Source organism: Modestobacter sp. SYSU DS0511, from assembly GCF_054050755.1.
In genome coordinates this window covers 96,968-120,086 of the sequence record NZ_JBJGZY010000008.1, presented here as the reverse complement: position 1 = coordinate 120,086, position 23,119 = coordinate 96,968, and the positions used below count along the sequence as shown (strand labels likewise).

Annotated in this window: 24 protein-coding genes; 13 read left to right on the top strand and 11 right to left on the bottom strand. The window is 72.1% G+C overall.

What is annotated here, in order from left to right:
* Positions 1 to 228 precede the first annotated feature (228 nt).
* Together ACI783_RS06245 and ACI783_RS06240 are read left to right on the top strand one after the other, a co-directional pair.
* A complete protein-coding gene (locus tag ACI783_RS06245) occupies positions 229 to 609 on the top strand; it encodes a VOC family protein (RefSeq protein WP_457139644.1) in 381 nt (126 codons plus the stop codon).
* Positions 609 to 920 (top strand): DUF1905 domain-containing protein, encoded by a 312-nt coding sequence (locus tag ACI783_RS06240; RefSeq protein ID WP_457139643.1) that lies wholly within the window; start codon positions 609 to 611, stop codon positions 918 to 920. The genes ACI783_RS06245 and ACI783_RS06240 overlap by 1 nt, the downstream gene beginning before the upstream one ends.
* 92 nt (positions 921 to 1,012) lie before the next feature.
* On the opposite strand, the gene ACI783_RS06235 is transcribed toward ACI783_RS06240, so the two are convergent.
* Complete coding sequence (locus ACI783_RS06235; protein ID WP_457139642.1) at positions 1,013 to 1,438, bottom strand: acyl-CoA thioesterase; 426 nt, start codon at positions 1,436 to 1,438, stop codon at positions 1,013 to 1,015.
* Positions 1,439 to 1,656: 218 nt separating this feature from the next.
* Here ACI783_RS06235 and ACI783_RS06230 point away from each other — a divergent pair, with 218 nt between their 5' ends.
* The gene (locus tag ACI783_RS06230) at positions 1,657 to 1,968 is read left to right on the top strand and encodes a DUF1905 domain-containing protein (protein ID WP_457139641.1); all 312 of its coding nucleotides are present in this window, start codon (positions 1,657 to 1,659) and stop codon (positions 1,966 to 1,968) included.
* A 252-nt stretch (positions 1,969 to 2,220) separates the two neighbouring features.
* Here the strand turns inward: ACI783_RS06230 and ACI783_RS06225 are convergent, their stop codons facing one another.
* On the bottom strand, positions 2,221 to 2,664 hold the full coding sequence (locus ACI783_RS06225; protein ID WP_457139640.1) for a hypothetical protein: 444 nt from the start codon (positions 2,662 to 2,664) through the stop codon (positions 2,221 to 2,223).
* Positions 2,665 to 3,077: 413 nt separating this feature from the next.
* On the opposite strand from ACI783_RS06225, the gene ACI783_RS06220 reads away from it, so the two are divergent.
* The 3 genes from ACI783_RS06220 to ACI783_RS06210 all read left to right on the top strand — a co-directional run bounded on the left by ACI783_RS06220 (position 3,078) and on the right by ACI783_RS06210 (position 4,333).
* A complete protein-coding gene (locus ACI783_RS06220; RefSeq protein ID WP_457139639.1) occupies positions 3,078 to 3,503 on the top strand; it encodes a DUF898 family protein in 426 nt (141 codons plus the stop codon).
* Positions 3,504 to 3,596: 93 nt separating this feature from the next.
* Positions 3,597 to 3,914, top strand: a complete 318-nt coding sequence (locus ACI783_RS06215) for a type II toxin-antitoxin system Phd/YefM family antitoxin (protein WP_457139638.1) — start codon at positions 3,597 to 3,599, stop codon at positions 3,912 to 3,914.
* Positions 3,911 to 4,333 carry a type II toxin-antitoxin system VapC family toxin gene (locus ACI783_RS06210; protein WP_457139637.1) on the top strand — a complete coding sequence of 141 codons (423 nt, stop codon included), beginning with the start codon at positions 3,911 to 3,913 and terminating at the stop codon, positions 4,331 to 4,333. Before ACI783_RS06215 ends, ACI783_RS06210 begins: the two co-directional genes overlap by 4 nt.
* A 46-nt stretch (positions 4,334 to 4,379) precedes the next feature.
* Here ACI783_RS06210 and ACI783_RS06205 read toward each other — a convergent pair whose 3' ends face one another.
* Positions 4,380 to 7,100, bottom strand: a complete 2,721-nt coding sequence (locus ACI783_RS06205) for an MGH1-like glycoside hydrolase domain-containing protein (protein WP_457139636.1) — start codon at positions 7,098 to 7,100, stop codon at positions 4,380 to 4,382.
* A 175-nt stretch (positions 7,101 to 7,275) separates the two neighbouring features.
* Between ACI783_RS06205 and ACI783_RS06200 the strand changes: the two genes are divergently transcribed.
* Positions 7,276 to 9,021 (top strand): sensor histidine kinase, encoded by a 1,746-nt coding sequence (locus ACI783_RS06200; protein WP_457139635.1) that lies wholly within the window; start codon positions 7,276 to 7,278, stop codon positions 9,019 to 9,021.
* On the opposite strand, the gene ACI783_RS06195 is transcribed toward ACI783_RS06200, so the two are convergent.
* The gene (locus ACI783_RS06195; RefSeq protein WP_457139634.1) at positions 9,013 to 9,708 is read right to left on the bottom strand and encodes a response regulator transcription factor; all 696 of its coding nucleotides are present in this window, start codon (positions 9,706 to 9,708) and stop codon (positions 9,013 to 9,015) included. The genes ACI783_RS06200 and ACI783_RS06195 overlap by 9 nt on opposite strands.
* A 183-nt stretch (positions 9,709 to 9,891) precedes the next feature.
* Here ACI783_RS06195 and ACI783_RS06190 point away from each other — a divergent pair, with 183 nt between their 5' ends.
* A complete protein-coding gene (locus tag ACI783_RS06190) occupies positions 9,892 to 10,236 on the top strand; it encodes a superinfection immunity protein (RefSeq protein ID WP_457139633.1) in 345 nt (114 codons plus the stop codon).
* A gap of 72 nt (positions 10,237 to 10,308) precedes the next feature.
* Here the strand turns inward: ACI783_RS06190 and ACI783_RS06185 are convergent, their stop codons facing one another.
* Positions 10,309 to 11,808, bottom strand: coding sequence for a PucR family transcriptional regulator ligand-binding domain-containing protein (locus ACI783_RS06185; RefSeq protein WP_457139632.1), 1,500 nt, complete (start codon positions 11,806 to 11,808; stop codon positions 10,309 to 10,311).
* Positions 11,809 to 11,957: 149 nt separating this feature from the next.
* Between ACI783_RS06185 and ACI783_RS06180 the strand changes: the two genes are divergently transcribed.
* The 4 genes from ACI783_RS06180 to ACI783_RS06165 are packed head-to-tail and all read left to right on the top strand — an operon-like array spanning position 11,958 to position 17,063.
* Positions 11,958 to 12,830 (top strand): FAD binding domain-containing protein, encoded by an 873-nt coding sequence (locus ACI783_RS06180; RefSeq protein ID WP_457139631.1) that lies wholly within the window; start codon positions 11,958 to 11,960, stop codon positions 12,828 to 12,830.
* Positions 12,827 to 13,330, top strand: a complete 504-nt coding sequence (locus tag ACI783_RS06175; RefSeq protein WP_457139630.1) for a (2Fe-2S)-binding protein — start codon at positions 12,827 to 12,829, stop codon at positions 13,328 to 13,330. Before ACI783_RS06180 ends, ACI783_RS06175 begins: the two co-directional genes overlap by 4 nt.
* The gene (locus ACI783_RS06170; RefSeq protein ID WP_457139629.1) at positions 13,327 to 15,666 is read left to right on the top strand and encodes a xanthine dehydrogenase family protein molybdopterin-binding subunit; all 2,340 of its coding nucleotides are present in this window, start codon (positions 13,327 to 13,329) and stop codon (positions 15,664 to 15,666) included. The genes ACI783_RS06175 and ACI783_RS06170 overlap by 4 nt, the downstream gene beginning before the upstream one ends.
* The gene (locus ACI783_RS06165; protein WP_457139628.1) at positions 15,663 to 17,063 is read left to right on the top strand and encodes an amidohydrolase family protein; all 1,401 of its coding nucleotides are present in this window, start codon (positions 15,663 to 15,665) and stop codon (positions 17,061 to 17,063) included. The genes ACI783_RS06170 and ACI783_RS06165 overlap by 4 nt, the downstream gene beginning before the upstream one ends.
* Before the next feature lie 4 nt (positions 17,064 to 17,067).
* Here ACI783_RS06165 and ACI783_RS06160 read toward each other — a convergent pair whose 3' ends face one another.
* On the bottom strand, positions 17,068 to 17,772 hold the full coding sequence (locus ACI783_RS06160; RefSeq protein ID WP_457139627.1) for a hypothetical protein: 705 nt from the start codon (positions 17,770 to 17,772) through the stop codon (positions 17,068 to 17,070).
* 109 nt (positions 17,773 to 17,881) lie between these two features.
* Entirely contained in the window at positions 17,882 to 18,421 is a 540-nt protein-coding gene (locus ACI783_RS06155) for a hypothetical protein (protein WP_457139626.1), read from the bottom strand.
* Between the two features lie 171 nt (positions 18,422 to 18,592).
* On the opposite strand from ACI783_RS06155, the gene ACI783_RS06150 reads away from it, so the two are divergent.
* On the top strand, positions 18,593 to 19,294 hold the full coding sequence (locus tag ACI783_RS06150; protein WP_457139625.1) for an endonuclease/exonuclease/phosphatase family protein: 702 nt from the start codon (positions 18,593 to 18,595) through the stop codon (positions 19,292 to 19,294).
* A gap of 189 nt (positions 19,295 to 19,483) precedes the next feature.
* Here ACI783_RS06150 and ACI783_RS06145 read toward each other — a convergent pair whose 3' ends face one another.
* The 4 genes from ACI783_RS06145 to ACI783_RS06130 form a co-directional block, all read right to left on the bottom strand.
* Positions 19,484 to 20,050, bottom strand: a complete 567-nt coding sequence (locus ACI783_RS06145; RefSeq protein WP_457139624.1) for a hypothetical protein — start codon at positions 20,048 to 20,050, stop codon at positions 19,484 to 19,486.
* A complete protein-coding gene (locus tag ACI783_RS06140; protein ID WP_457139623.1) occupies positions 20,047 to 21,729 on the bottom strand; it encodes an NERD domain-containing protein in 1,683 nt (560 codons plus the stop codon). Before ACI783_RS06140 ends, ACI783_RS06145 begins: the two co-directional genes overlap by 4 nt.
* 129 nt (positions 21,730 to 21,858) lie before the next feature.
* Entirely contained in the window at positions 21,859 to 22,098 is a 240-nt protein-coding gene (locus tag ACI783_RS06135) for a hypothetical protein (RefSeq protein ID WP_457139622.1), read from the bottom strand.
* Between the two features lie 139 nt (positions 22,099 to 22,237).
* Positions 22,238 to 22,975 carry a hypothetical protein gene (locus tag ACI783_RS06130; RefSeq protein ID WP_457139621.1) on the bottom strand — a complete coding sequence of 246 codons (738 nt, stop codon included), beginning with the start codon at positions 22,973 to 22,975 and terminating at the stop codon, positions 22,238 to 22,240.
* Positions 22,976 to 23,119: the final 144 nt, after the last annotated feature.

Genomic DNA, 23,119 nt, shown 5'->3' with positions numbered 1-23,119 from the left:
GCGCGCGACCCCCCCGGGGCGGCCCCCCGCCCCCCCCCCCCCCCCCCCCCCCCCCCCCCCCCCCCCCCCCCCCCCCCCCCCCCCCCCCCCCCCCCCCCCCCCCCCCCCCCCCCCCCGGGTGACCCGCCGAAAGGGCCGTGTCGGGGCGACGCACCGATGACTTCCCGGCGCCGACCAGGTCTGGAGTTCACCACGGCCGTTCGCGCCGGGGCGGAGGGAAGGTGTGGCATGAACGAGGAAACGACGAGCACGGTCACCGGGGTGGTCAGCAGCCCGGTCGTCGTCACGGACCTGCAGCGGGCGATCGACTTCTACGTCGACGATCTCGGCATGGAGGTCCGCCGCGACGCGGAGCTGGGTCCGGGGATGCGGTGGGTGGAGGTGGCACCGCCGTCCGCAGGGACGACGATCGCGCTGATCGCCGCGGCCAGCGGCTTCCCGCCGGGCATCCGGCTGGGCACCGCGGACGCCGATGCGTCCCACGTGCGGCTGCGCGAACGCGGTGCGGACGTCGACGAGCAGGTGCTGCGGATGGGCGACGTCGCCCCGCCGATGTTCACCGTTCGCGACCCCGACGGGAACGTGCTCGTCCTGGTGGAGGGGGCGTGATGACGGTCCTCGACGAACGGTTCACCGCAGGGCTGGTGAAGAGCCCCGCGGACGGCGGGTGGACCTACCTGGTGTGGCCGGACTCGGTGACTTTCTTCGGTACCCGCGGTCTGGTGAAGGTGGCCGGGACGATCGACGGCCACCCGTTCCGCAGCTCGTTCATGGCGCTCGGCGACGGCACGCACAAGCTCCCGGTGAAGGCCGGGCTGCGGACGGCGATCGGCAAGCAGGCCGGCGACACGGTCGAGGTGCACCTCACCGAGCGGATCACCACCGCTCACCCCGTCGGAGCCCGCGCGACGAGCAGCTGACCTGCCCACCGCTGTTCGGCGTCCTGTACCCGGAAGTGAGCCGAGGGCAGGAGCGGGGAGTCACCCGAGCCTGACCCGCGCCCGCCCCTCGGTCAGCGGCGGATGCGCTCTCGGCCTCGGGTCAGCGAGGTGTAGCCGTGGGCGAACGGGCGACCGTCCTCGTCGACCGCGACGAAGACGACCTTCTCGATCGTCAGGATGCTCGCCCCCGTCACGATGTTGCGCGCCTCGGCCCGCATGGTCAGCGACGTGCGGCCGAAGTCGGTGGCGACCAGCCCGATCTCGATGATGTCGCCGAGCCGCGCGGAGCCGACGAAGTCGATCTCGGAGATGTACTTGGTGACCACCTTGGCCGTGCCGAGCTGGATGGCCGCGTACACGACGGCCTCGTCGTCGATCCACCGCAGCAGGCTGCCGCCGAACAAAGTCCCGTGCGCGTTCAGGTCCTCGGGCCGCACCCACTTCCGCGTGTAGAAGTTGATGCTCGGCTCGAGGTCCCGCTCCGACTCGAGGCTCACGAAGTACCTTCCCCGACCACTCCGGGCACGTGGCGCTTCGGTGCGGGCGGGAGGTCGTCTGGGCGCACGACGGCGACCCTATCCGCGCAGTCGTGGGGCGCGCCGTCCAGCGCACGTCAGGCCAGAATCTCCTCGCCCATCTCACCGATGAGTCCGGCGGGCGGTCGCGGTCTCCACTCCGAGCCGGCCGCTCGGGCCGGCGGACGAGGGGGTGCGCGATGACCGTGCTCGACGAGCGGTTCACCGCCCGGCTGGTGAGGAGCCCGGCCGACGGCGGGTGGACCTACCTGGTGTGGCCGCGTTCGGCGGCGTTCTTCGGCACGCGCGGGCTGGTGAAGGTGACCGGGACGATCGACGGCCACCCGTTCCGCAGCTCGTTCATGGCGATGGGCGACGGCACCCACAAGCTGCCGGTCAAGGGAGAGCTGCGGACGGCGATCGGGAAGCAGGCCGGCGACACCGTCGAGGTGCACCTGACCGCGCGGATCACCACGTCGCACCCGGTCGGCTCGCGCGCCCGGGCGGGGTGAGCCGGACGGGGGCACGCGAGCCAGGTCAGCGCCGGTCGCGCCGTCATCACCTGGATGGAAGGCAAGCCGCAGCGGTACGAGCCGACGTCTCCCACCGCGCGGGCAGCCCTGGCGCGCACCGCAGGCGAGGACGCCGCACCCGGCCCGGCCTGACCAGCACCCTGGTGGCGGTGCCGGGCGTCACGCTCGATGCCCGGCACCGCCTCCTCGCTCGCGAGCCGAATGGGCGCGATCCCGCTCAGCCCTGCCGGCTCAGGGGCAGCTTTCCTCCCGCTTCACGACACCGAAGTCGATCTTCCCCTCGACGTCACCGGTGACCCGCTCGCCCGGAGCGACGTTCTGCGTGCAGACGATCCAGTTCGAGTCGACCGCCTGCATACGTGACCCTCGCAGGTCGTGCGAGACGCTGAAGAAGACGCCGTTCTCCTGGACCGTGTTCTGAGCCGTCTGCAGGTCGAGTCCGACCAGACTGGGCATGGCGAAGTCGACGACCGGAGTGGTCTCGACCGGCGTCGTCGGCGCCGGTTGCGCCTGCACCGGGGCCAGCTCAGGCGACGGCACGACCGGAGCCGGCGCGGGGGCCGTCTCCGTGATGACGACGGTGGTCGTGGCAGGAGCCGCATCGGCGTCCGCTTGCTCTGCTGAACCACCACCGGCCGCAGCGCCGACGCCGAACGCGACGACGAGCGCCGCCACGGCCCAGGGCCACCGTCGCTTCGCCGTGGGCTGTTCCGGCTGGACCTGCAGGGGCACGCCCGGCATCGGCGGAACGCCGCCAGGGACGCCGAACGCCTGCGTCTGCGGCGCCGGAGGTGCTCCGTAGGGCTGCTCCTGCGGTGGCGGGCCGAACGGTGGCTGAGTCACGTCTTCTCCCCGTGGATGGTGCCCGACCCGGTGGTCGAGCGACTGCTCACCGGCCGGTCAGGCTCGAGAGCTCCAGGACCGTGTCATGGCTCAGCCCACGCACAGCTCATTGCGGCTCCGCGTCGTCCCTACCGCGCACGCCAGCCGCACCAGTCACAGCGCCGACCTGTCTGACCGGGACGGACTGGGGACTCACCAGCCGATGACGTCCAGGAACTGCTCACTCGGCTGACAGGAGAGATGACGTGGCGCGATCTGGACGCTTCAGGTTCGACGGTGGCGCCGCCACCTACGTGGGCACCGCACTGCTCGGCTTGCTGATCACCGTGTGCACCTTCGGGATCTGTTACCCGTTCGCCCTCGTGCTGCGCGAGCGCTGGCGGGCGAAGGACTCGTACATCGACGGCTACCAGCTGGTCTTCACCGGCTCGGCCATGGGCCTCTTCGGCAACTGGATCAAGTGGTGGCTGCTGTCGCTCATCACCTTCGGCATCTACCTGTTCTGGGTCGGGCCGCGCATCGAGAGCTGGAAGTGGGAGCACACCACCTTCGACAGCAGCCGCGAGCCCTTCCCGCTGACCGACGTTCCCCTGGCCGTGGCCCTGCCGGTCGGCATCCCGCCGCAGGGAGTGCCCGTTCAGCGGTCCGCCTCCGGTCAGTTGACCACCTGAGAAGTTCGGGTGAGCCCCTCGTCCCTCGCCGACCCGGCTCGCCCTGCGGGTCAGCTGCGGGCGGCGGGAGATGAGGTCGCACCATCGAGGTCGATGAGCCACGCTGATGGTGGCTACAATCGGCGCACCAACGGTGGCCACAAGGAGGCGGCGGTGACCAGTATCGGCATCCGGGAGCTTCGCGACGCCCTGAGCAAGCACCTCGCCCACGTGCGCCGGGGCGCCACGATCACCGTGACCGACCACGGCACGCCGGTGGCCCGGATCAGTCCCATCGGCGCCCCCAGCGCCCTCGAGCAGCTCATCTCCGAGGGCGTCGTCCAGCCCCCGACACACCGCAAGCGCCCCGCACCTGACCCGGTCGTCGCGAACGTCGCCCTCTCCGAGACGGTCCTCGCCGACCGTCGGTGAACCTGTACCTGGACACGTCCGCCCTCGTCCCGCTCCTGGTTGCCGAGCTGTCGTCAGCTCGGTGCCGACGCCTGTGGGACGCCGCCGATGTCGTGCTCTGCTCAGCCCTCGGACACGTCGAGGCGTCAGCAGCGCTGGCCCGCGCGCAACGGGCGCGACGCCTCTCCCCCACCGCCGCGACTGCCGCGGCGCACCTGCTCGCCGATCTATGGAGCGACGTCACCGTCATCCCCGCTGACGAGCCGCGCCTGCGCGCGGCGTCCTCAGCCGCCCACCGCCACGGCCTGCGCGGCTACGACGCCGTCCACTGCGCCGCCGCGCTGTCGGTGGCCGATGACGATCTCGTCGCGGCGACCGGCGACCGCGAGCTGCTCGCCGCGTGGCGCGACGAGGGCCTGGCCGTGGTCGACACTGCCTGACCGACCCCCTCCGTCGCCAAAATGGCCATTTCGGCGGCGAAGGGGGTCAGGCCCAGCGGGGGTCGGCGGGCAGGCGCGGGTTGAGCAGGTGCGCGACCAGCGCCGTCCAGCCGGTCTGGTGCGTGGCGCCCAGGCCCTCGCCGGTGTCGCCGTCGAAGAACTCGCTGAAGGTCGGGTGCTCGCGCCACAGCGGTGAGTCGCTCGACTCGATGCGCTTGCCGTCGGCCGGGCGCTTGCCGTCGACCGGCCGGAACAGCCGGGTGAGCGAGTTGTCGATCAGGTCCGCGGCCTCGATCAGCGTGCAGCGCTTCCCCGAACCGGTCGGGATCTCGATGGTGAACGAGTCGCCGTAGTGCCGGCCCAGCGTGCGCAGCTTGTCCGCGAGCAGCACGTTCACCGGGAACCACACCGGGCCGCGCCAGTTGGAGTTGCCGCCGAACAGCTTGGTGCGGCTCTCCCCCGGCTCGTACTCGATCGACACGTCCCGCCCGCCGACGTTGGCGAACACCTGCCCGGTCGCCTTCGACAGCGACCGGATGCCGAACGGGGAGAGGAACTCCTCGGTGTCGAACATCCGCTCCAGGATCCGCGCCAGCCGTTCCTTGCCGACCAGCGACAGGATCATCTTCCGGCCCTCCGGCGTCGACCGGCTGCGCAGCGGGCCCATCAGCTCCGGCCGCCGCCTCTGCAGCCACCGCACCCGGTCGGCGACGTCCGACAGCTGGCTCACCCACGGCGGGATCTCGGTGGCGCCCAGGATCGGCAGCAGCCCGACCATCGAGCGCACCCGCAGCGGCTCCGTCGTCCCGTCGGGGGCGATGAGCACGTCGTGGAAGAAGCCGTCCTCCTCGTGCCACAGCGAGACCTCGTGCGAGCCGAAGGCGTTCATCGCCTGCGCGATCGCGAGGAAGTGCTCGAAGAACTTGGTGGCGACGCCGTCCCACGCCTGGTCGAACCGCGAGAGCTCGAGGGCGATCTTGAGCATCTGCTGGCAGTAGAACGCCATCCAGCTGGTGGCGTCGGACTGCTCCAGCTTGTAACCCGGCGGCAGCGGCGCGGACCGGTCGAACAGCGCGATGTTGTCCATCCCGAGGAAGCCGCCCTCGAAGACGTTCGAGCCGTCGGCGTCCTTGCGGTTGACCCACCAGCTGAAGTTCAGCAGCAGCTTGGTGAACACCCGGACGAGGAACTGCTGGTCGCGGTAGCCGTCGAGCCGGTACACGTGCCAGGCGGCCCAGGCGTGCACCGGCGGGTTGACGTCGCCGAACGCCCACTCGTAGGCCGGCAGCTGGCCGTTGGGGTGCATCGCCCACTCGCGGCACATGAGCAGCAGCTGCTCCTTGGCGAAGTCGGGGTCGACGTGCGCCAGCGGCAGGCAGTGGAAGGCGGTGTCCCACGCGGCGAACCACGGGTACTCCCACTCGTCGGGCATGGAGATGACGTCGGCCAGCGCGAGGTGCCGCCAGCCGACGTTGCGCCGTCCGCGCTGCTTGCGCTCCTCGGGGGCCGGCTCGTCGGGGCTGCCGTCGAGCCACTGGGCGACGTCGTAGCGGTAGAGCTGCTTGGTCCACAGCAGGCCGGCGTAGGCGCGGCGGGCCACGTGCCGGTCGTCGGCGGACAGGCTCGGGTGGATGACGTCGGCGTAGAACTCGTCGGCCTCGTGCTTGCGGTTCTGCAGGACGGCGTCGAACTCGGGGCCGAACGTGTCGTCGTCCGGATCGGGCTTGCGCAGCCGCAGCTTGACGCTGACCGTCTCGCCGGGCTGGACGGCGTCCCACTGGTACCAGAAAGCGGCCTTCGTGCCGGTGTCGGCGGGGTTGACCGCGTCGCGGTCACCCTCGACGACGCACCGGTTGATGCCGTCCTTCGTGTACTTGGTGGCGTTGCGGGCGGCACCGAAGAGCTCGACGGCGTTGGTCTCGTTGTCGCAGAACAGCACGTTCGGCGCGCCCTCGGCGGCGAGGACGTAGCGGCCGAGGAAGCCGTGCTCGGCCTCGATCGCCTCCAGGCCGTTGACGCTGAGGGTGGGCGCGAGCAGCTGGGTGAGCACGCCCTGGCGCTTGTCGCCGCCCCACGACCAGGTGTTGCGAAACCAGACCTGCGGCAGCAGGTGCAGGGGCGCGGCGTCCGGGCCGTGGTTGGTGGCGGTGACGACGATGCAGACGTCGTCCGGCGCGTTCTTGGCGTAGGTGACCTGGACGTCGAAGAACCGGTCCTCGTCCAGGACGCCGGTGTCGGCGAGCTCGTACTCGCGCTCCAGCTTGCTGCGGCCGGCGTTCTCGTCCCGAAGCTGCTGGTACGGGAACTCGGCCTGCGGGTAGCGGTAGAGCCACTGCATCCAGGAGTGGGTGGGGGTGCCGTCGACGGCCCACCAGTGCTCCTTGGCGTCCTCGCCGTGGTTGCCCTCGGCGTTGGTCAGCCCGAACAGCCGCTCCTTGAGCACCGGGTCCTTGCCGTTCCACATCGCGACGGAGAAGTTGAGGAAGCCGTAGCGGTCGCAGAGGCCGCCCAGGCCGTCCTCGCCCCAGCGGTAGGCGCGGGCGACGGCGTGGTCGAACGGGAAGGACGCCCAGGCGTCGCCGTCGGCGGAGTAGTCCTCGCGGACGGTGCCCCACTGCCGGCCGGCCAGGTACGGGCCCCACATCCGCCAGGGGGCGGACATGTCGGCGGACTCGGCCAGGCGTGCGTGCTCGGCGCTGCGAGGCTGGGCCTCGGACTGCGGGGTGGGCTCGTGGATCGGCGCGGCGCCGGGGGTCGCGTCAGTCACGGACCCCACGGTCCCACGGGTTGGTTGCCGGGGCGTGTCAGGCGGGACCGTCCGAGACCAGGGTCACCGCCACCCGTCTCGCCCGTTGCACCCGTACCCCGTCGGTCGGCACGCGGCGCGCCGTCATCGTCCCCGCGGACTTGGCGTCACACGCCGATGCGCCCACGCTGTGAAGATGGCGGGGGCCTCGGACCGGGCGCGCCCGGGGCTGCACACCCGGTGGGCGCTGCTGGGCTGGGCCGGCCTGGTCGCCTCCGCTGCTGCGTCGGTTCCGCTGACCTGGCGCGACTGGCCGACGACGACCGCACTGACGGTGCTCGTCGCCGTCGCCCTGGCCGTGACCGGGCAGCTGCTCCTGGGCCGGCCGCGGGCACGCCGAACCGGCGCACCCCTGCTCGCAGTCGGCGCACTCTGGCCGACCAGCCTCTGGGGAGTGGCCGACCACGGGGTCAGGCCGTTCCTCAGCTGGACGCTGAGCGGGGTCGCGTGGGCGTTGCTGGGGATCGCGATGCTCAGCTATCCGTCGGACCTGCCATGGACCCGCTGGGTGCGCGGCTACATCGCCGTCCTGGTGACCGTCCTCGTCCCGGTCAACGTGGCCCAGGCCCTCGTCTCCGAACCGGAGTGGATCGGCTTCGCCGACGGTGCCTGGTGGCCGACTCTCCTGACCTCACCCGCCTGGCACGTGACGACGATCGTCATCTACTCGATCGGCTGCCTCGCGCTCGCCGCCGGGGCGATCACCCTCTTCGTCCAGCGGATGCGTGCGGCCTCCGGCATCGACCGGCTGGCCCTGCTGCCTGCGCTGCTCGGGGTGAGCACCGGTGCGGTCGTCGGCGCCGTGACCACCAGCGGGCAGGTGCTGGTGGCGTCGCAGGAGGCGTGGGCAGCGATGGTCGCCACCCAGAGCGTCGCGCTGCTCGCGCTGCCGATCAGCGTGGCGCTGACCGCCCTGCGCAGCCGGCTGGCCAACGCCGACGTGGCACGAGAGGTGGGTCAGCTGATCCGGCCGGCGACGCCGGACTCGGTGCAGGGAGCCGTGCGCACCCTGCTGCGCGACCCGACGGCGACCGTGCTGTTCTGGTCACCGGAACGGGCCGGCTACATCGACGGCGCGGGCCGACCTGCCGGATCGCCCACGGGCCGGGACCAGCTGATGGTGGACGTGCACGCGAGCTCCGGCGCCCCACTGGCCCGGGTGGCGTTGGACCCCCGGCTGCGACACCACGCCGGCCTGGTCGACTCGACGATGGCCTCGATCGGCCTGGCCCTGGAGAACGCCTGGTTGCAGGCCCAGCTACGCGCCCAGCTGGGCGAGGTCCGGGCGTCGCGCACCCGCATCCTGGACGCGCAGATGAGCGAACGGCGCCGGCTCGGCCGCAACCTGCACGACGGCGCCCAGCAGAACCTGCTGGCGCTGTCGATGCGGCTGGAGGCGGCCCGCACGCGGACCGCGGACGAGACCACGCAACGAGAGCTGACCGAGATCAAGGACCAGTTGCGCACGGCGCTGGCCGACATCCGGGACCTGGCCCGCGGGCTGCACCCCGCCGTGCTCACCCAGGCCGGGCTGGGTGCGGCGGTCGCCGAGATGGTGGGGCGCCGGCCGGTGCCCGTGCTGGTCGAACTGCCGGCCGAGCGCCTGGACGAGCTGGTGGAGTCGGCCGCCTACTTCGTCATCTCCGAGGCGCTCGCGAACGCCGACGAGCACGCGCACGCCGGCACCGTGTCGATCTGGGGCCGGCTGGTCGACGGGGACTTCGTCCTGCGGATCAGTGACGACGGCCAGGGCGGGGCGGATGTCGACGGCGCCGGCCTCCGCGGACTGGCCGACCGGGTCAGCGCACTGGGCGGGAGCCTCGTCGTCGTCAGCCCACCGGGCGGGGGGACGCAGGTCGACGTCCGGATCCCCTCACCCTGACGACGTCCGCGCTCCTGGCTCCGCTGCCACCACCGCGTGGCCGCGCAGCCAGGTGAGGACCGCACGGACCCGGCGGTTGTCGCCGCTCTCGGCGGAGATGCCGAGCTTGTCGAAGATGCTCGCGGTGTGTGCCTCGATGGTCCGCTCGCTGAGGTGCAGGCAGCCGGCGATGCTCCGGTTGGAGCGCCCCTCGGCCATCGACCTCAGGACGTCGCGCTCGCGGGCGCTCAGCCGGTCGAGCTGACCGGCGCAACGCTGTTGGGCGATGAGGTCCGCGACGACGTCCTGGTCGAGCACGAGCCCACCGGTGGTCAGCCGGCCCAGGGCGTCGAGCAGGGTATCGAGGTCGTCGACCTTGTCCTTCGACAGCAGTCCGCGCCCGCGGGTGCCGCTGGCGAGCAACCGGGTGGCGTAGGAGGGCTGCACGTGCGCGGAGAGGAGCAGCACCGGCAGGTCGGGCCACCCGACGTGCAGCTGCTCGGCGGCGACGAGGCCCTCGTCGGTGTGGGTGGGCGGCATCCAGACGTCGATGACGACGACGTCGGGCAGCGCGGCCAAGGCCCGGAGCTCAGCGAGCAGCTGGACGCCGTCCGCGGCGAGCGCGACGACCTCGTGACCGGCGCTCTGCAGCAGCACGGCCAGCCCCTCCCGGAAGAAAGGGCTGTCGTCCGCGATGGCCACCCGCACCGACGCATGGTCGCGGACAAGGGAGCGGCGCACCACCGTGGCAGCACGGGTCCGCGGCGCGGGGATTCCGCGGCTTCCGCGCGGGCTGGCCCGGATCCGCACCGGTGCGGTTCCGGCGATCGTTGGCGAACCGGATCCCGGGCCACGGGGGCAGCGGGGACGGCACCCGTCACGGAGGACACCATGGACGACTCTGGCAGCGGAGGCGGCGGCTTCGTCGTCCTCCTCATGATCCTCGTGCTGCTGGCGCTCTACTTCACCCCCACGATCATCGCGTTCGCCCGGGGCATCGCCGACCGGGGCACGGTGCTCGTCCTCAACCTGTTCCTCGGATGGACCTTCGTCGGCTGGGTCGTGTCGCTGGCGATGGCGGCCCGGAGCCGACCGGACCCGGTCGTCGTCGTGGCGCAGCCGATGATCGGCCAGGCCGGGCCGCAGCCGGGCTGGTACCGCGATCCCTCGGACCCGTCGGCCGAGCGCTGGTGGGACGGGGCGCGGTGGAGCGAGACACAGCGCGCACTCTCCTGATCCCGCTGCCAGCTCGGTCACCGGCTGGAACACCGCCCCGAGCTCGGCTGCGGGCTGGGTCACGGGGAGCGGTCAGCGGGGCAGCGCGTGCAGAGCGAGCGCGACCACCAGGGAGGTGTGCCGGGACGGCGCATGGACGTCCCCGATCAGCTCCTCGATGCGGGCTATCCGGCCGTGCACCGTCTGCCGGCGCAGTCGCAGCACCGCCGACGTCTGCACCTTCGACGACGAGTTGCCCAGGTACACCCGCAGCGTGTGCACCAGGGCGGTGCCGTGCGCGGCGTCGTACTCGACCAGCCGGCCGATCTCCTCGCGGACCAACTGCTCGGCCAGCGGTTCCGCGGTCAGGTCGCTGAGCAGCAGTTGCGCCGTCATCTGCCCGGCCAGCACCACCCGATCCCCGGCCGGGGCGAGGTCCAGCGCTCGCCGCGCCGCGGACAGTGAGCGGTCGGCGTCCTCCAGCCTGCCGACCACCGGCCCGGCCGAGACCCGGGCACCGTCCCGGCGACCATTCGCGGGCACCCGGTCAACGGCGGCCAGCGCCGCACGGGCGGCCGTCAGCGCACCCGAGGTCCGGACGACGGCGACCACGTCGTCCCCCACATCGGCCACGAGAGCCGTCCCGGCCGGGAGCGCCCCGCCGACCGCGCGGACGACCGCGTCCAGGTCGCTCCCGCCGAGCCCGGTCACCACCAGTGCGACGTAGCGGCCCTCGGGGGTGAAGGGAAGGCCCAGCACCCGAGCCCGGGCAACCAGCTCCCCGGGGGACCGCCAGCTCCGCTCGGCGAGGTCGGTGAGCAGTTGGGCGCGCCGCTGCCCGAGGTCGTCGCCGGCGGCCGAGCGCAGCAGGGCCAGCCCGAGCGCCTCGGCGCCGAAGCTGCAGACGGCGATCACCGCGGGATCCTGACCGCGGGCCGGCGGCAGCACGGCCACCTGCCCCCAGTGCCGCTCCAGCAGGACGATGTCCCGGCGGACCACCGGCCGCCCCCGGCGCCGGGCCCCGGGGGACTCCAGACCCGCGGACACGACCAGCGCGCCGTCGGCGGTGGTCACGGTCACCGGCGCGCGGACCAGGGAGGAGAGCAGGGCGGTCAGCTCCGCCGGGCCGGCGCCGTCGAGCAGGGCGTCGGTGAGCACCTCGCGCACTTCGCGGTCCCGCCGCTGCGCATCCATCGAGCTCTCGAGGATGGCCGACTGCACCTGCTCGGTGATCTCAACGAAGGGCACGACCTCCCGCAGCACCAGCAGCGGCAGGCCGTTCTCCCGGCACGCCGCGACCAGCGCGGGGGGCGCGGCGGGGAACGTCCAGCCCAGCTCGAGCGCCAGCGCTGCGGCCCCCCGCTCGGCCAGCGCCGCGACGTAGGCGGTCTCCCCCACCGCGCCCCGTCCGCCCAGGCCGAGCCCGGTGGTCAGCAGCAGCTCCCCGCCCTTGAGCAGGAAGGCGGCCTCGGCGAGCTCGCTGGTGTGCACCCAGCGCACGTCCCGCTCCAGCAGGTCGGCACCGACGACGACCTCGGGCCGGGCCCGGGCCAGGGCGTCGATCCGCAGCACCTCGGCCAACGTCATCGACATGACCGGAGCAGATCAGGGTCCGGACACAACGTCCAGTCCCACGCGGCAGATCGCACCACGACGTCCATGGCCGGAGTCCCGCTCGCCCCGCACGATGACGTCATCCGGTCCCCGCACCAGCGCAGGACCCGTCCAGCGAGAGGAGCGCGGTGAAACCCGCAGCTTTCGACTACCGGCGCCCGGCGACGGTCACCGACGCGCTCGCCGACCTGGCCCGGGCAGAGGGCGCCCGCGTGCTCGCCGGCGGGCAGAGCCTGGTACCGCTGCTGAACCTGCGCCTGGCCACCCCACCGGTGGTCGTGGACATCAACCGCATCGAGGGGCTCGACCACCTCACCATCGGCGACGGCCGGGTGCACCTGGGGGCCACGGTCCGGATGGCGACCGCGCTCACCTCGGACCTGGTGCGCGAGCACGCGCCGCTGGTGACCGCGGCGCTCGCCCGGGTCGCCCATCCGCAGGTGCGCGCCCGCGGCACCGTGGTGGGCAACCTCTGCCACCACGACCCGGCGTCGGAGATGCCCGCGGTGGCCCTGGCCCTGGATGCCGAGTTCACCGTCCTCTCCCCCGACGGCAGCGCGGCCACCGTGCCGGCCGCCGACTTCTTCCTCGACTCGTTCACCGCCGCCGTCCCACCCGGCGGGCTCGTCACCGCGGTGTCCTTCCGCGCCGCGCCACCGGGGACCGGCGCCGGCTTCTACGAGGTCACCCGCAAGGCGAAGGACTTCGCCCTGATCGCCGCGGCCGCCCAGCTGACCGTCGCGGGCGGCTCCGTCACCGATGCCCGGGTGGCGGTCACCGGGCTCGGTCACCGGCCGGTGCGCATGACCGCCACCGAAGCCGCCCTCACCGGCGTGGCCCCCACCGCAGAAGCCGTGCGGGATGCCGCCCGGCTGGCCGACGGCGAGGCGCTCGCCGAGGTCAACACCCGTTCCCCGGCGGGCTACCGCACCCGCGTCCTGCCGGTGGTCGTCGCCCGTGCGGTGAAGGCCGCCCTCGCCGACCTGGAGGTCACCCCATGACACAGGCCCCCGCTCGTACTCCACTGATCCCGATCAGCCTCACCGTCAACGGCCTGCCCGTGGAGGGCGCCGTCCCCGGCCGGACGCTGCTGGCCGACTTCCTGCGCGACACCCTCGGCCTCACCGGCACGCACGTCGGCTGCGGCCACGGCACCTGCGGGTCGTGCACGATCCTGGTCGACGGCGAGGCGGTGCGCTCTTGCCTGCTGTTCGCCGTCCAGGCCGACGGCTGCGCGGTCACCACCGTCGAGGGCGTCTCCCCCGACGGCCGGTTGACCCCGGTCCAGCAGGCCTTCCAGGACAACCACGGCATGCAGTGCGGCTTCTGCACCCCCGGCTTCGTCTGCTCGCTGACCGGGCTGCTGGCCAAGGAGCCCGCGCCGAGCGAGGAGACGATCGTCGACACGCTCAACGGCCACCTGTGCCGGTGCACCGGCTACCAGAACATCCTCAAGGCGGCCCGTCAGGCCGCCGGCCGACCCGTGGAGGGCGACCAGTGACCGAGCAGCTCGCCCGCCCCAAGTACGTCGGCGGCGCGGTCAAGCGCCGGGAGGACCCCCGTCTCCTGCTGGGCCGCGGGCGCTTCGTGGCCGACATCAACCTCACCGGCACCGTGTTCATGGGTGTCGTCCGCTCACCCCACGCGCACGCCAGGATCGCCTCGATCGACACCACCCGGGCGCTGGCCGACCCGCGGGTGCTCGCGGTGCTCACCTGGGACGACATCAAGGACCAGGCCGGGCCGCTGCCGTGCATCGACAGCTACCCCGACTCACTGCCGGCGCTGCAGACGGCGCTCGCCGACGGCGTCGTCCGGTACGTGGGCGAGCCGGTGGTCGCGCTGGTCGCCACCACCGAGTACGGCGCGGAGGACGCGCTGTCGCTGGTCGATGTCGGCTACGAGCCGTTGCCGGCCGTCGTCGACCTGGACGAGGCGACCGACGGGACGACGCTGCTCTACCCCGAGCACGGCACGAACGTGGTGACGACGATCGCCCAGGACGCCGGGGACGTCGACGCCGCGTTCGCCGCCGCCGACCGGGTGTACGAGGAGACGTTCACCATCCACCGGTACGTGCCCATGCCGATGGAGACCCGTGGCGTGGTCGCCGAGGTCGACCCGATCAGCGAGCGGCTGACGCTGACCACCTCCACGCAGTTCCCGCACCTCGTGCGCGGCTTCCTCTCCGGGGTGCTGGGCATGCCGGAGAGCCGGATCCGGGTGGTCGCCCCGGACGTCGGCGGCGGGTTCGGCGCGAAGTGCGAGTTCTACTGCGAGGAGGTGCTCGCCCCGCTGTTCGCGCTGCGGCTGCGGCGCCCGGTGAAGTGGATCGAGGACCGCCGCACCTCGATGGTGGCCTCGTCACACGCCCGCGAGCAGAAGCACACCGTGCGGGTCGCAGTGACCGACGACGGCACCGTCACCGCCGTCGACGCGCAGAGCTGGACGTCGAACGGCGCGGCGTACTGCACGCTGGCCACCACCCCGGCGTCCATCTCCAGCGCGATGCTCCGCGGGCCGTACCGGATCCCGCACTACCGGGCCCGAGCGCACTGCGTGGTCACCAACAAGACGCCGCTGGCGGTGTACCGGGGCGCTGGCCACCCGCAGGCGGTGCTGGTGATGGAACGGATGATGGACACCATCGCCGCAGATCTCGGCCGGGACCGGGTGGAGCTGCGGCTGCAGAACATGATCACCCCGGACGAGCTGCCGCTGGACCGCGGCACGGCGATCGTGCTGGCCGGTCAGGTCGTCTACGACACCGGTGACTACGGCGCCTGCCTCACCCGGGCCGTGGAGATGATCGGGCTCACCCCGGACTGGCCGGCCGAGCAGGCGGCCGCCCGGGCGGAGGGGAAGTACCTGGGCATCGGCCTGGCCTCGCTGGTGGAGGAGACGTCGATCGGGCCGTACGAGTCGGCCGTCGTCCGGGTCGACGGCGCCGGCAAGGTGACCGTGCTGACCGGCTCCTCGCCGCACGGGCAGGGGCACGTGACGACGTTCAGCCAGCTGGTTGCCGACGAGCTCGAGGTCGACCTCGAGGACATCACGATCATCTACGGCGACACCGATGTCGTCGCCGACGGCGTGGGCACCTTCGCGTCCCGCTCGGCGGCGATCGGCGGCGCGGCGGCGCGGAAGGCGGCCGGCGTCGTCAAGGACAAGGCGATGGACATCGCCGCGCACGTGCTGGAGATCGACGTCGCCGACCTGGAGTGGCGCGACGGCGCGGCGCACGTGCGCGGCGTGCCGGCGCGGTCGTTGTCGCTGGGTGAGCTGGCCGGGGCGGCGACGGCGTGGAACGCGCCGCTGCCCGGGGGGATGACGTTCAACCTGGAGGCCACCTACCAGCACCAGGCGGGTGGGATCGCGTTCTCCGACGCCACGCACGCGGCGAAGGTCGCCGTCGACGTGGAGACCGGCGAGGTGCAGGTGCTGGACTACGTGGTGGTGCACGACTGCGGCACGGTGATCAACCCGACGATCGTCGACGGGCAGGTGCACGGCGGGGTGGCCCAGGGGCTCGGCGGCACCTTCATGGAGGAGCTGGCCTACGGGCCCGACGGTCAACCGCTGCCGGTGACGCTGCAGGACTACATCATGCCGACGGTCGGGGACATGCCCTGGATCCGCACCGACCACATGGAGAGCCCGACCCCGTTGAACCCCTACGGGATGAAGGGCGCCGGTGAGGGTGGCGCGACCGGGGCCCCGGGTGCGCTGGTCGGTGCGCTGCAGGACGCGCTGGGAGTCTTCGGGGTGAACCTCACCTCGGACGGGCCGTGGACGCCGGACAAGGTGCTCGCGCTGATCCCGGAGGACCGGGCATGAGCATCACCGTGCTGGCCGGGGCGACGGTGGTCACCATGGACCCCGCGCGCCGGGTGCTCACCGCCGGGGCGGTGGCGTTCACCGACGCCGGGGTGATCGTGGCCGTCGGGGACACGGCGTCGGTCTCCGCCGACCACCCCGGGGCGACCGTCGTCGACTGTGCCGGGCAGCTCATCGTCCCGGGGTTCGTGAACACCCACACCCACCTGTTCCAGACCCTGCTCAAGGGCCTCGGCGACGACCGGGTGCTCTCGGACTGGTTCACCTCGATGACCGGGCCGTCGGCGGTGCAGCTGACGCCGGAGGACTGCTACGCCGGTGCGCTGCACGGGTGCGCGGAGGCGCTCACCACCGGGACGACGACGCTGCTGGACTTCATGTACGTGCACCCGCGCCGCACGTTGGGCGACGCGGTGGCGCAGGCCATGGCCGACGTCGGGATCCGCGGGGTGATGGCCCGCGGGTACATGACCGCGGGGGCCGACGTCGGGGTGCCACCGGAGCTGGTGCAGCCGCTGGACGACGCACTCCTGGATGCCGAGCGGCTGATCGGGGTGTGGAACCGGCCCGACTCGCGGGTGACCGTGGGGCTGGCGCCGTGCATGAGCTGGTCGGTCGACCGGGAGACGCTGGTGCAGACCCGGGCGCTGGCCGACGCGACCGGGGCGCTGGTGACGATGCACCTGTCGGAGTCGCCGTTCGACGTCGAGGAGTCGCTGCGCCGGTTCGGGTCCCGTGACGTGCCGTTCGCGGCCGAGACCGGTCTGCTGGGACCGGACCTGCTGGCCGCGCACTGCGTGCAGGTCGACGACGCCGATCTGGACCTGCTGGCCGCGACCGGCACGAAGGTCTCGCACAACCCCTGCTCCAACCTGTACCTGGGGTCGGGGTTCGCGCCGGTGCCCGCGATGCAGCGGCGTGGCATCACGGTGGGGCTGGCGTCGGACGGGCCCGCGTCGTCATCGAACCACTCGATGCTGCAGGCGATGAAGTTCGCGGCGCTGCTGCACAAGGGGGTGCACCGCGACCCGGAGATCATGACCGCGGAGAAGGCGCTGGAGATGGCGACCATCGACGGGGCCCAGGCACTCGGGATGGCGGACTCGATCGGGTCGCTGGAGGTGGGCAAGCGGGCGGACGTCGTGGTGCTGGACATGAGCAACCTCTGTGTGACGCCGGTGCACGCGGCGGTGTCGTCGCTGGTGTACAGCCAGCGCGGGGACGAGGTCAGCCGGGTCTACGTCGACGGCCGGCTGGTGGTGTCCGACGGTTCGCTGGTGACCGTTCCGGAGGCGGACGTGCGCGCGCGCTCCAGCGCAGCCGCTGCCGGGCTGGCGGCACGGGCCGGCACCGACCGGTTCGCCACCCGGCCGTGGCGGTCGATGGTCGGCACGTGACCGGTCACCCCGGAGACCCCGTGCCGGGTGCGGCGCTCCCCCGTGGCGCCGCACCCGCCACGGCCCCGGGAACCACGGTGCAGACGTCGTCCGGGGCGTTCTTGGCGTAGGTGACCTGGACGTCGAAGAAGCGGTCCGCGTCCAGGACGCCGGTGTCGGCGAGCTCGTACTCGCGCTCCAGCTTGCTGCGGCCGGCGTTCTCGTCCCGGAGCTCCTGGTAGGGGAACTCGGCCTGTGGGTAGCGGTAGAGCCACTGCATCCAGGAGTGGGTGGGGGTGCCGTCGACGGCCCACCAGTGCTCCTTGGCGTCCTCACCGTGGTTGCCCTCGGCGTTGGTCAGCCCGAACAGCCGCTCCTTGAGCACCGGGTCCTTGCCGTTCCACATCGCGACGGAGAAGTTGAGGAACCCGTAGCGGTCACAGAGGCCACCCAGGCCGTCCTCACCCCAGCGGTAGGCGCGGGCCACGGCGTGGTCGAACGGGAACGACGCCCAGGCGTCGCCGTCGGCGGAGTAGTCCTCCCGGACGGTGCCCCACTGCCGACCGGCCAGGTACGGGCCCCACATCCGCCACGGCGCGGACATGTCGGCGGACTCGGCCAGCCGCGCGTGCTCGGCGCTGCGAGGGGTCGGGGTGTCCTGGGGAGCGGGCGCCGGGTCCACGTTGTACAGCGAGGCGCCGGAGTCTGCAGCAGACGCCCAGGGTCCCACGGCGGCGTTGCACTCTTCTGTCACGCGAGGCCAGCCGAGACCAGGACCACCGCTGCGCCGGCTGAGGTGGCCGACCCCACGCCTCGACCCGCGCTCGGCGGCCCCGCTTCTACCGATCGACGTCGCAGAGCCGCCAGAACCGGCTGCGGCGGGCGCCCTGCTGCCCTTCTCCGGGGATGCGGCTGAGCGCCCGGTCGAGCCGCGCCCACGCCGCCGGGTCGGCGCGGAGCCGTGGCAGGTCCTCCACGCCCAGCACGCCGTGCGCGACGAGTGTGCGGGCGTAGCGCAGCGACGCCTCGGCCTTGGTCACGCCACCGCGGGTCGACGTCCGCTGCCGGTTCAGCGCCGCCTCCTCCAGCGCCTGCTCGTCGGGGAAGCGGGCGAGCAGGCGCGGCAACGGATGGCTGTCGGCGGCCGGCGCCTCAGTCGTGACCATCGGCCCGGTCGCCGCAGGGCCGAGCACCCGGTGCACCAGGGGGACGACGACCCGGTCGTGCGAGGTGCCGGGCGTCCAGACCGCGTCCAGGACGAGCGCCGACAGGCTGGCCCAGCGGGGTCGCCCGGGCTGCACGACGACCACGGGCTCACGAGCCGCGCCCTCCGCCGACTCGAAGTCGAGCATCGGCGCCCCGGTGTCCTCCACACGCACCCCTCGATCCGGTCCGCTGCGCCGGTCGCAGCGGGCTGGTCCAGGATGCCGTCGGTCGGACGCCGTGGACGGGCGACACAGCGAAGGGAGGTTCGCCTGGCGAGCTGCGGCGGTGACTCCCATCGGGTGACTCGGCTCCGGCCGGGAGGCGCCGACTGGTCTGATCGCGGGGTGAAGCTCGCCACCTGGAACTGCTGCGGGAAGTTCGACGCCAACCTGCGGCATCTGCTCGACCTGGACGTCGACGTGGCCGTGGTGTGCGAGGCGCTGGCTCCGGCCACGTGGCCCATGGCTCCGGACGGCCGGGCGATGACCGGCCTGAGCAGGCAGGTGTGGGCGGCCAGCTGGAAGGAGCTGGCGGTGGTCGCCCGGGCGCCGTGGTCGGTGGCGCTGCACGAGGACGCCGACTCGGCGCCGGTGTGGACGCTGCCCGTGCGGGTCATCGGCCCGACGTCGTTCACGCTGGTGGCGGTCTGGACCGTGGTCTTCCCGGGGACTCCTAGCTACGTCGCGCAGCTCGATCAGGCCGTCGACTGGATCGAACGGTTCTCCGTCGATGGGCCGACCGTGCTGGCCGGCGACCTCAACGCACCGATCTCGTCCAGCCAGAAGGCGTACGACCGGGTCGAGCGGCGGCTCGCCGATCTGGGCCTGGTCGATGCCTACCGAACGGCCCGCGGGCTCGAGCTCGGCGAGCAGCCCACCGAGGCGACGTACTTCCACCACCGCCGGCAGGGCCAGCCGTTCCACATCGACCACGTTCTCGTGCCCTCGGTCTGGGCGGACGAGGCGAAGGTCGAGGTGGGTGACTTCGACACCTGGGTCGGTTCGGGCCGCAGCGACCACGTGCCGGTGACCGTCGAGGTCAGCTGACGCTCCGGGAATCAAGGCGCGGACCGCGGCCGCTGGAGCGGAGGAAGCAGCCGGCGCTACGGCAAGCCGTGGTCAACCTGCCGCTGGATGGGGCCTCAGTCCTGGTTCTGCTCCGATACTCATCCCCAGGGCGTTTCCCCCTGGCGGTGCTTTCAGGTCCAACGCAACTCGGACTTAGTCAGTGACCCGTCACATCAGCGCACGTCGCTGACGGTCCAGTCGCTGAGCTGTGGCGAGCGCCTCTTGCGCCTTCTTGAGGCGCCCCCGGAGCAGGTCGCGCTCCCAATCGGTCCGAGCCAGAAGCAGCTCTTTCCGGGCAGCCTCCGCAGCGCGCTCGGCCGCTCGCAGGTTTGGCCTCGGCGAAGCGGTCTTCTGGCTGCCGCTTCTCGGGGTGGCCTGCGGCGAGCGACCGGAGTTGGTCCGCTTCCGCTGTGCGATACGCGCCTCTGCCGCCGCAATAGAGGCCTGGCACCTACCAGCGGCCGCGCTCGAAGCAGCGGCACCGGCCCCTCCCAGGGAGCGGAGCTTCTTCTTGCCCTGCGTGATCGTCCGCGTGTCCGCCAAACAGCCACGACAAGCTCGATATGGGAGCACGACCTTCTTGGTCGTCCCGCAGCTGGTGCAGCGGAGCTGGCGGTGCCGCATGCGGTCCGCTCGCTGGGCTGCACGGAGATCTTCCGCGATGGTTCGGATCCGCTCGCCGCCACCGGCGTCGATGACCCGGAGGACTGGACGGTCGTGGTTGAGCCGGCTCACGACATCAGGCTCCGGTCCTGCGCAGCCCGCGTCGTCACCCGTGAGGGTTGTGTCAGCCGGCGGACGACGGCCTCGCCCCCGACCCGGCCGATCAGCTCGAGGTCACCGCAGACGACGAGCAGGTCCCGCGCGCGGGAGAGCCCGACGTACAACATCTCCCGCGCCCGCTCCTCGAGCCGGAATCCGTTGACGGCGAGCACCACGGCCGGCCGCTCCAGCCCCTTGAAGCCGAGGACGTGCCCGTAGAAGAGGTCCTCGTCGTCCCAAAACGTGGCCCAGTAGGCGTCCTGCCCCTGCGCCTGCCGCTCCACCTGCACCGGGTGCCGGCTGTAGGTAGTCAACAGTGCCACCGACTCCGGGGGCCAGCCTTCCTCGAGCAGGGCGTCAGCGGCGTCGTCGGCGACCCCGACGGCGTCCTCGGTGGCGCACTGGATGAACCGCACCGGCACGCCCTGCTGTCCGCGGCTGCGCATCTGCGCCGGCGCGAGGCTGGAGAACGTGCCGGCGATCTGCTTGGTGTTGCGCAGGTTCTCCGTCAGCGGGATCGGCACCAGGTCAACCGTCGGCCGGCCCTGCCGGGCGAACACCCGCTGCCCCTCGTCGGCGAAGACGTACAGGCAACCCTCGCCCGGGTGCTTCAGCGCGGCGAGGACGGCGGCCCACCAGCTCTGCGCGAAGTCCTGCGCCTCGTCGATGACGATCGCGTCGAACCGCTCCCCCTCCGGCAGGTCGCCGGCGAGCGCGATCATGCGGTCGGGTAGCAGTTCCTCCCAGTAGCCGCTGTCGTCGTCCGAACCCACCGGCACCCCCCAGCCGATGCCGAGGTTGTGGAAGGTGCCGACGTACGCCGGCCGCTCCCGCCGCCGCAGCTGTTCGGTCCGGCGGGTGAGGTACTCGGCCAGGCCCCGCGAGTAGCACATGAGCGCGACCCGCTTGCCCTCGTTCGCCAGCCGGCGTGCCTTCTCGATGGCCAGCCAGGTCTTGCCCGATCCGGCGCCGCCGCGGATCTCGACCCGGTTGAGCAGCGCCAGCCGGTCGAGGACGTCGGCCTGCTCGCGGGTCAGCAGGTCGCAGGCGGCCTCCCTCTCGGCGAGGTCGGCGACCAGGTCCCGCTGCGGGATGGCCGCACCGGCGAGGCAGTCGACCAGCGCGTCGACGTCCGCGTGCGTGGGCGGCTCGGGGACGTCGACCAGCTTGCGCAGCGCCGTCTCGATCCGGCTGGCGGCGTAGGGCAGGTCGGTCTGGTCGAGGACCATCCACCGTGGCAGGTCCGGCGCCCGGAAGTCGTCAGGCAGGGTGGTGGTCGGCAGCGCGACGAGGTGCCCGAGCCGCGGGTTGCCGGCCGACCAGCGCGGGTGCTTGTCGAGGTAGTCGCGCAACAGGTACTTGCAGATCCGGGCCTGGTCGACCGGGTGGATCACCTTGTCGCGGGTGCGGCCGGACTGCCGCCACTCCCCGTGCTGCAGGGACACGCTGCCGCCCTTGACCTCGACGACGGCGATGCCGACGCCGGGCCAGGCGACGATGAGGTCGGCCTCCCGGTCCTCCTTGCGGTCGCTGAACCGCTGGCCGCAGAAGACGACGGCGTCGTCAGGCAGGTGCTCGAGCAGCGCGTCGGCGAAGAGGTGCTCGGCGTACGACGCGAACGCCGGCTCCTCCGGATACCGCCGCGCCGTCACTCCCGTACTCCGGTCACCTGCATGACTCCCCGTGATCCCCGTTGATTGCAGGACGCAGCATGGCACCGCCTGCGGGCGCCACCCGGTCGCCACCGCTGCGCGCGTCCTCAGGTGAGAAGCCCACGGCAGTCAGTCGAGGACGTCCTCGTCCTCGACTGAGGGCTCATCGCGCCCCCCGTTGAGTCCGCAGCTGCGGCAGGTCAGCACCGGCTCGTCCGGCCCGAGCATGCAGCCGCCCAGCGCGATGAGCCCTCGTTCGGCGAGCTCGAAGTCCGCGGGGCCGGGCAGCCCCCAGACCAGCGGGATGGACTCCTCCCGCCCACACGACGGGCACGACTTCCCGACCTGCACGCCAACCGACTCGCTCAAGAGCCCTCCCCGCGTCTCGGCCACCCCGACGGCGACCGGGTGCGGAGTAAAGCAGCAGACCCCGACAGAACGTCCATGCCGGCACCGAGTCGGACCGCTGGTCGCCGGCCGACTTAGCGCAGCACGGATGGCTGGATAGTCACGTTGAACCCGCAGCGTTCGAGATCTCACGATCCAACACATCGACAACGCGCCGAGAAGCGTCGTGGCGCAAGAGGCGGACTTGACCTACTGCGCGCGGCGCAGCCGCCGCAACCTCACCAAGAACCGCGGCGTACGCCTTGTCACGGGTGATGAAGACATCGCAATCCGGTAGGTAGGCAGCATGCTGGTTGTCGACAGGGTTCCCATGAGTCACCTTGCGCCGCAACTGAACGACCTCAAGTGTTCGCCGAAGCCAACTGCGCAACACTTCTCCGGACTCGACCTCCTCAAGCCATAGCCGCGAGAAGCCGGGAAGGTCGCCAGCCAACCTGTCAAGGTCGACGTAAGCACCAACCCAGTCCGCAAAGGTGTTCTTGGGCCCACCTAACGCCCCACGAGCTCGCAGACTGAGCAGGCTGTGCGCCAATTGGTCTCGGGTCTCCAGACGCCATGCTGCGATAGGCCGACCATCCCAGCCACCCCAATCTGGCTCTTTATGTGAGGCAGGATTCGAGACCAGAAGGGTCGTCAAATCATCGCCTACTAGCCCACTGTCCACGAATCGCTGCCGATTGTCCTGCTGATTCAGCATGACTGAATTGATCACTGGCTCCGTCTGCACCGCCCACTCGTGAGCTAGGTCAGACTGCTCCACTGCATGCCGATAGATCCGCTTGAGCCACCAGGCATCCAGAGACGCCACCGCACCGGTGTCAGGTAACGGACGGATCATCTTGGGTCGCCGTCGCCGTATGACGTTCACGTACTCGAGCGACTGGAGATGCGCCTCGGTCTGTAGCCGCCGCCTCCGGGGGCCACGAGCAAGGAGTCGAACAATTCGATCTCGAGTGGCACGCTGCGGAGTCTTGAGCACTTC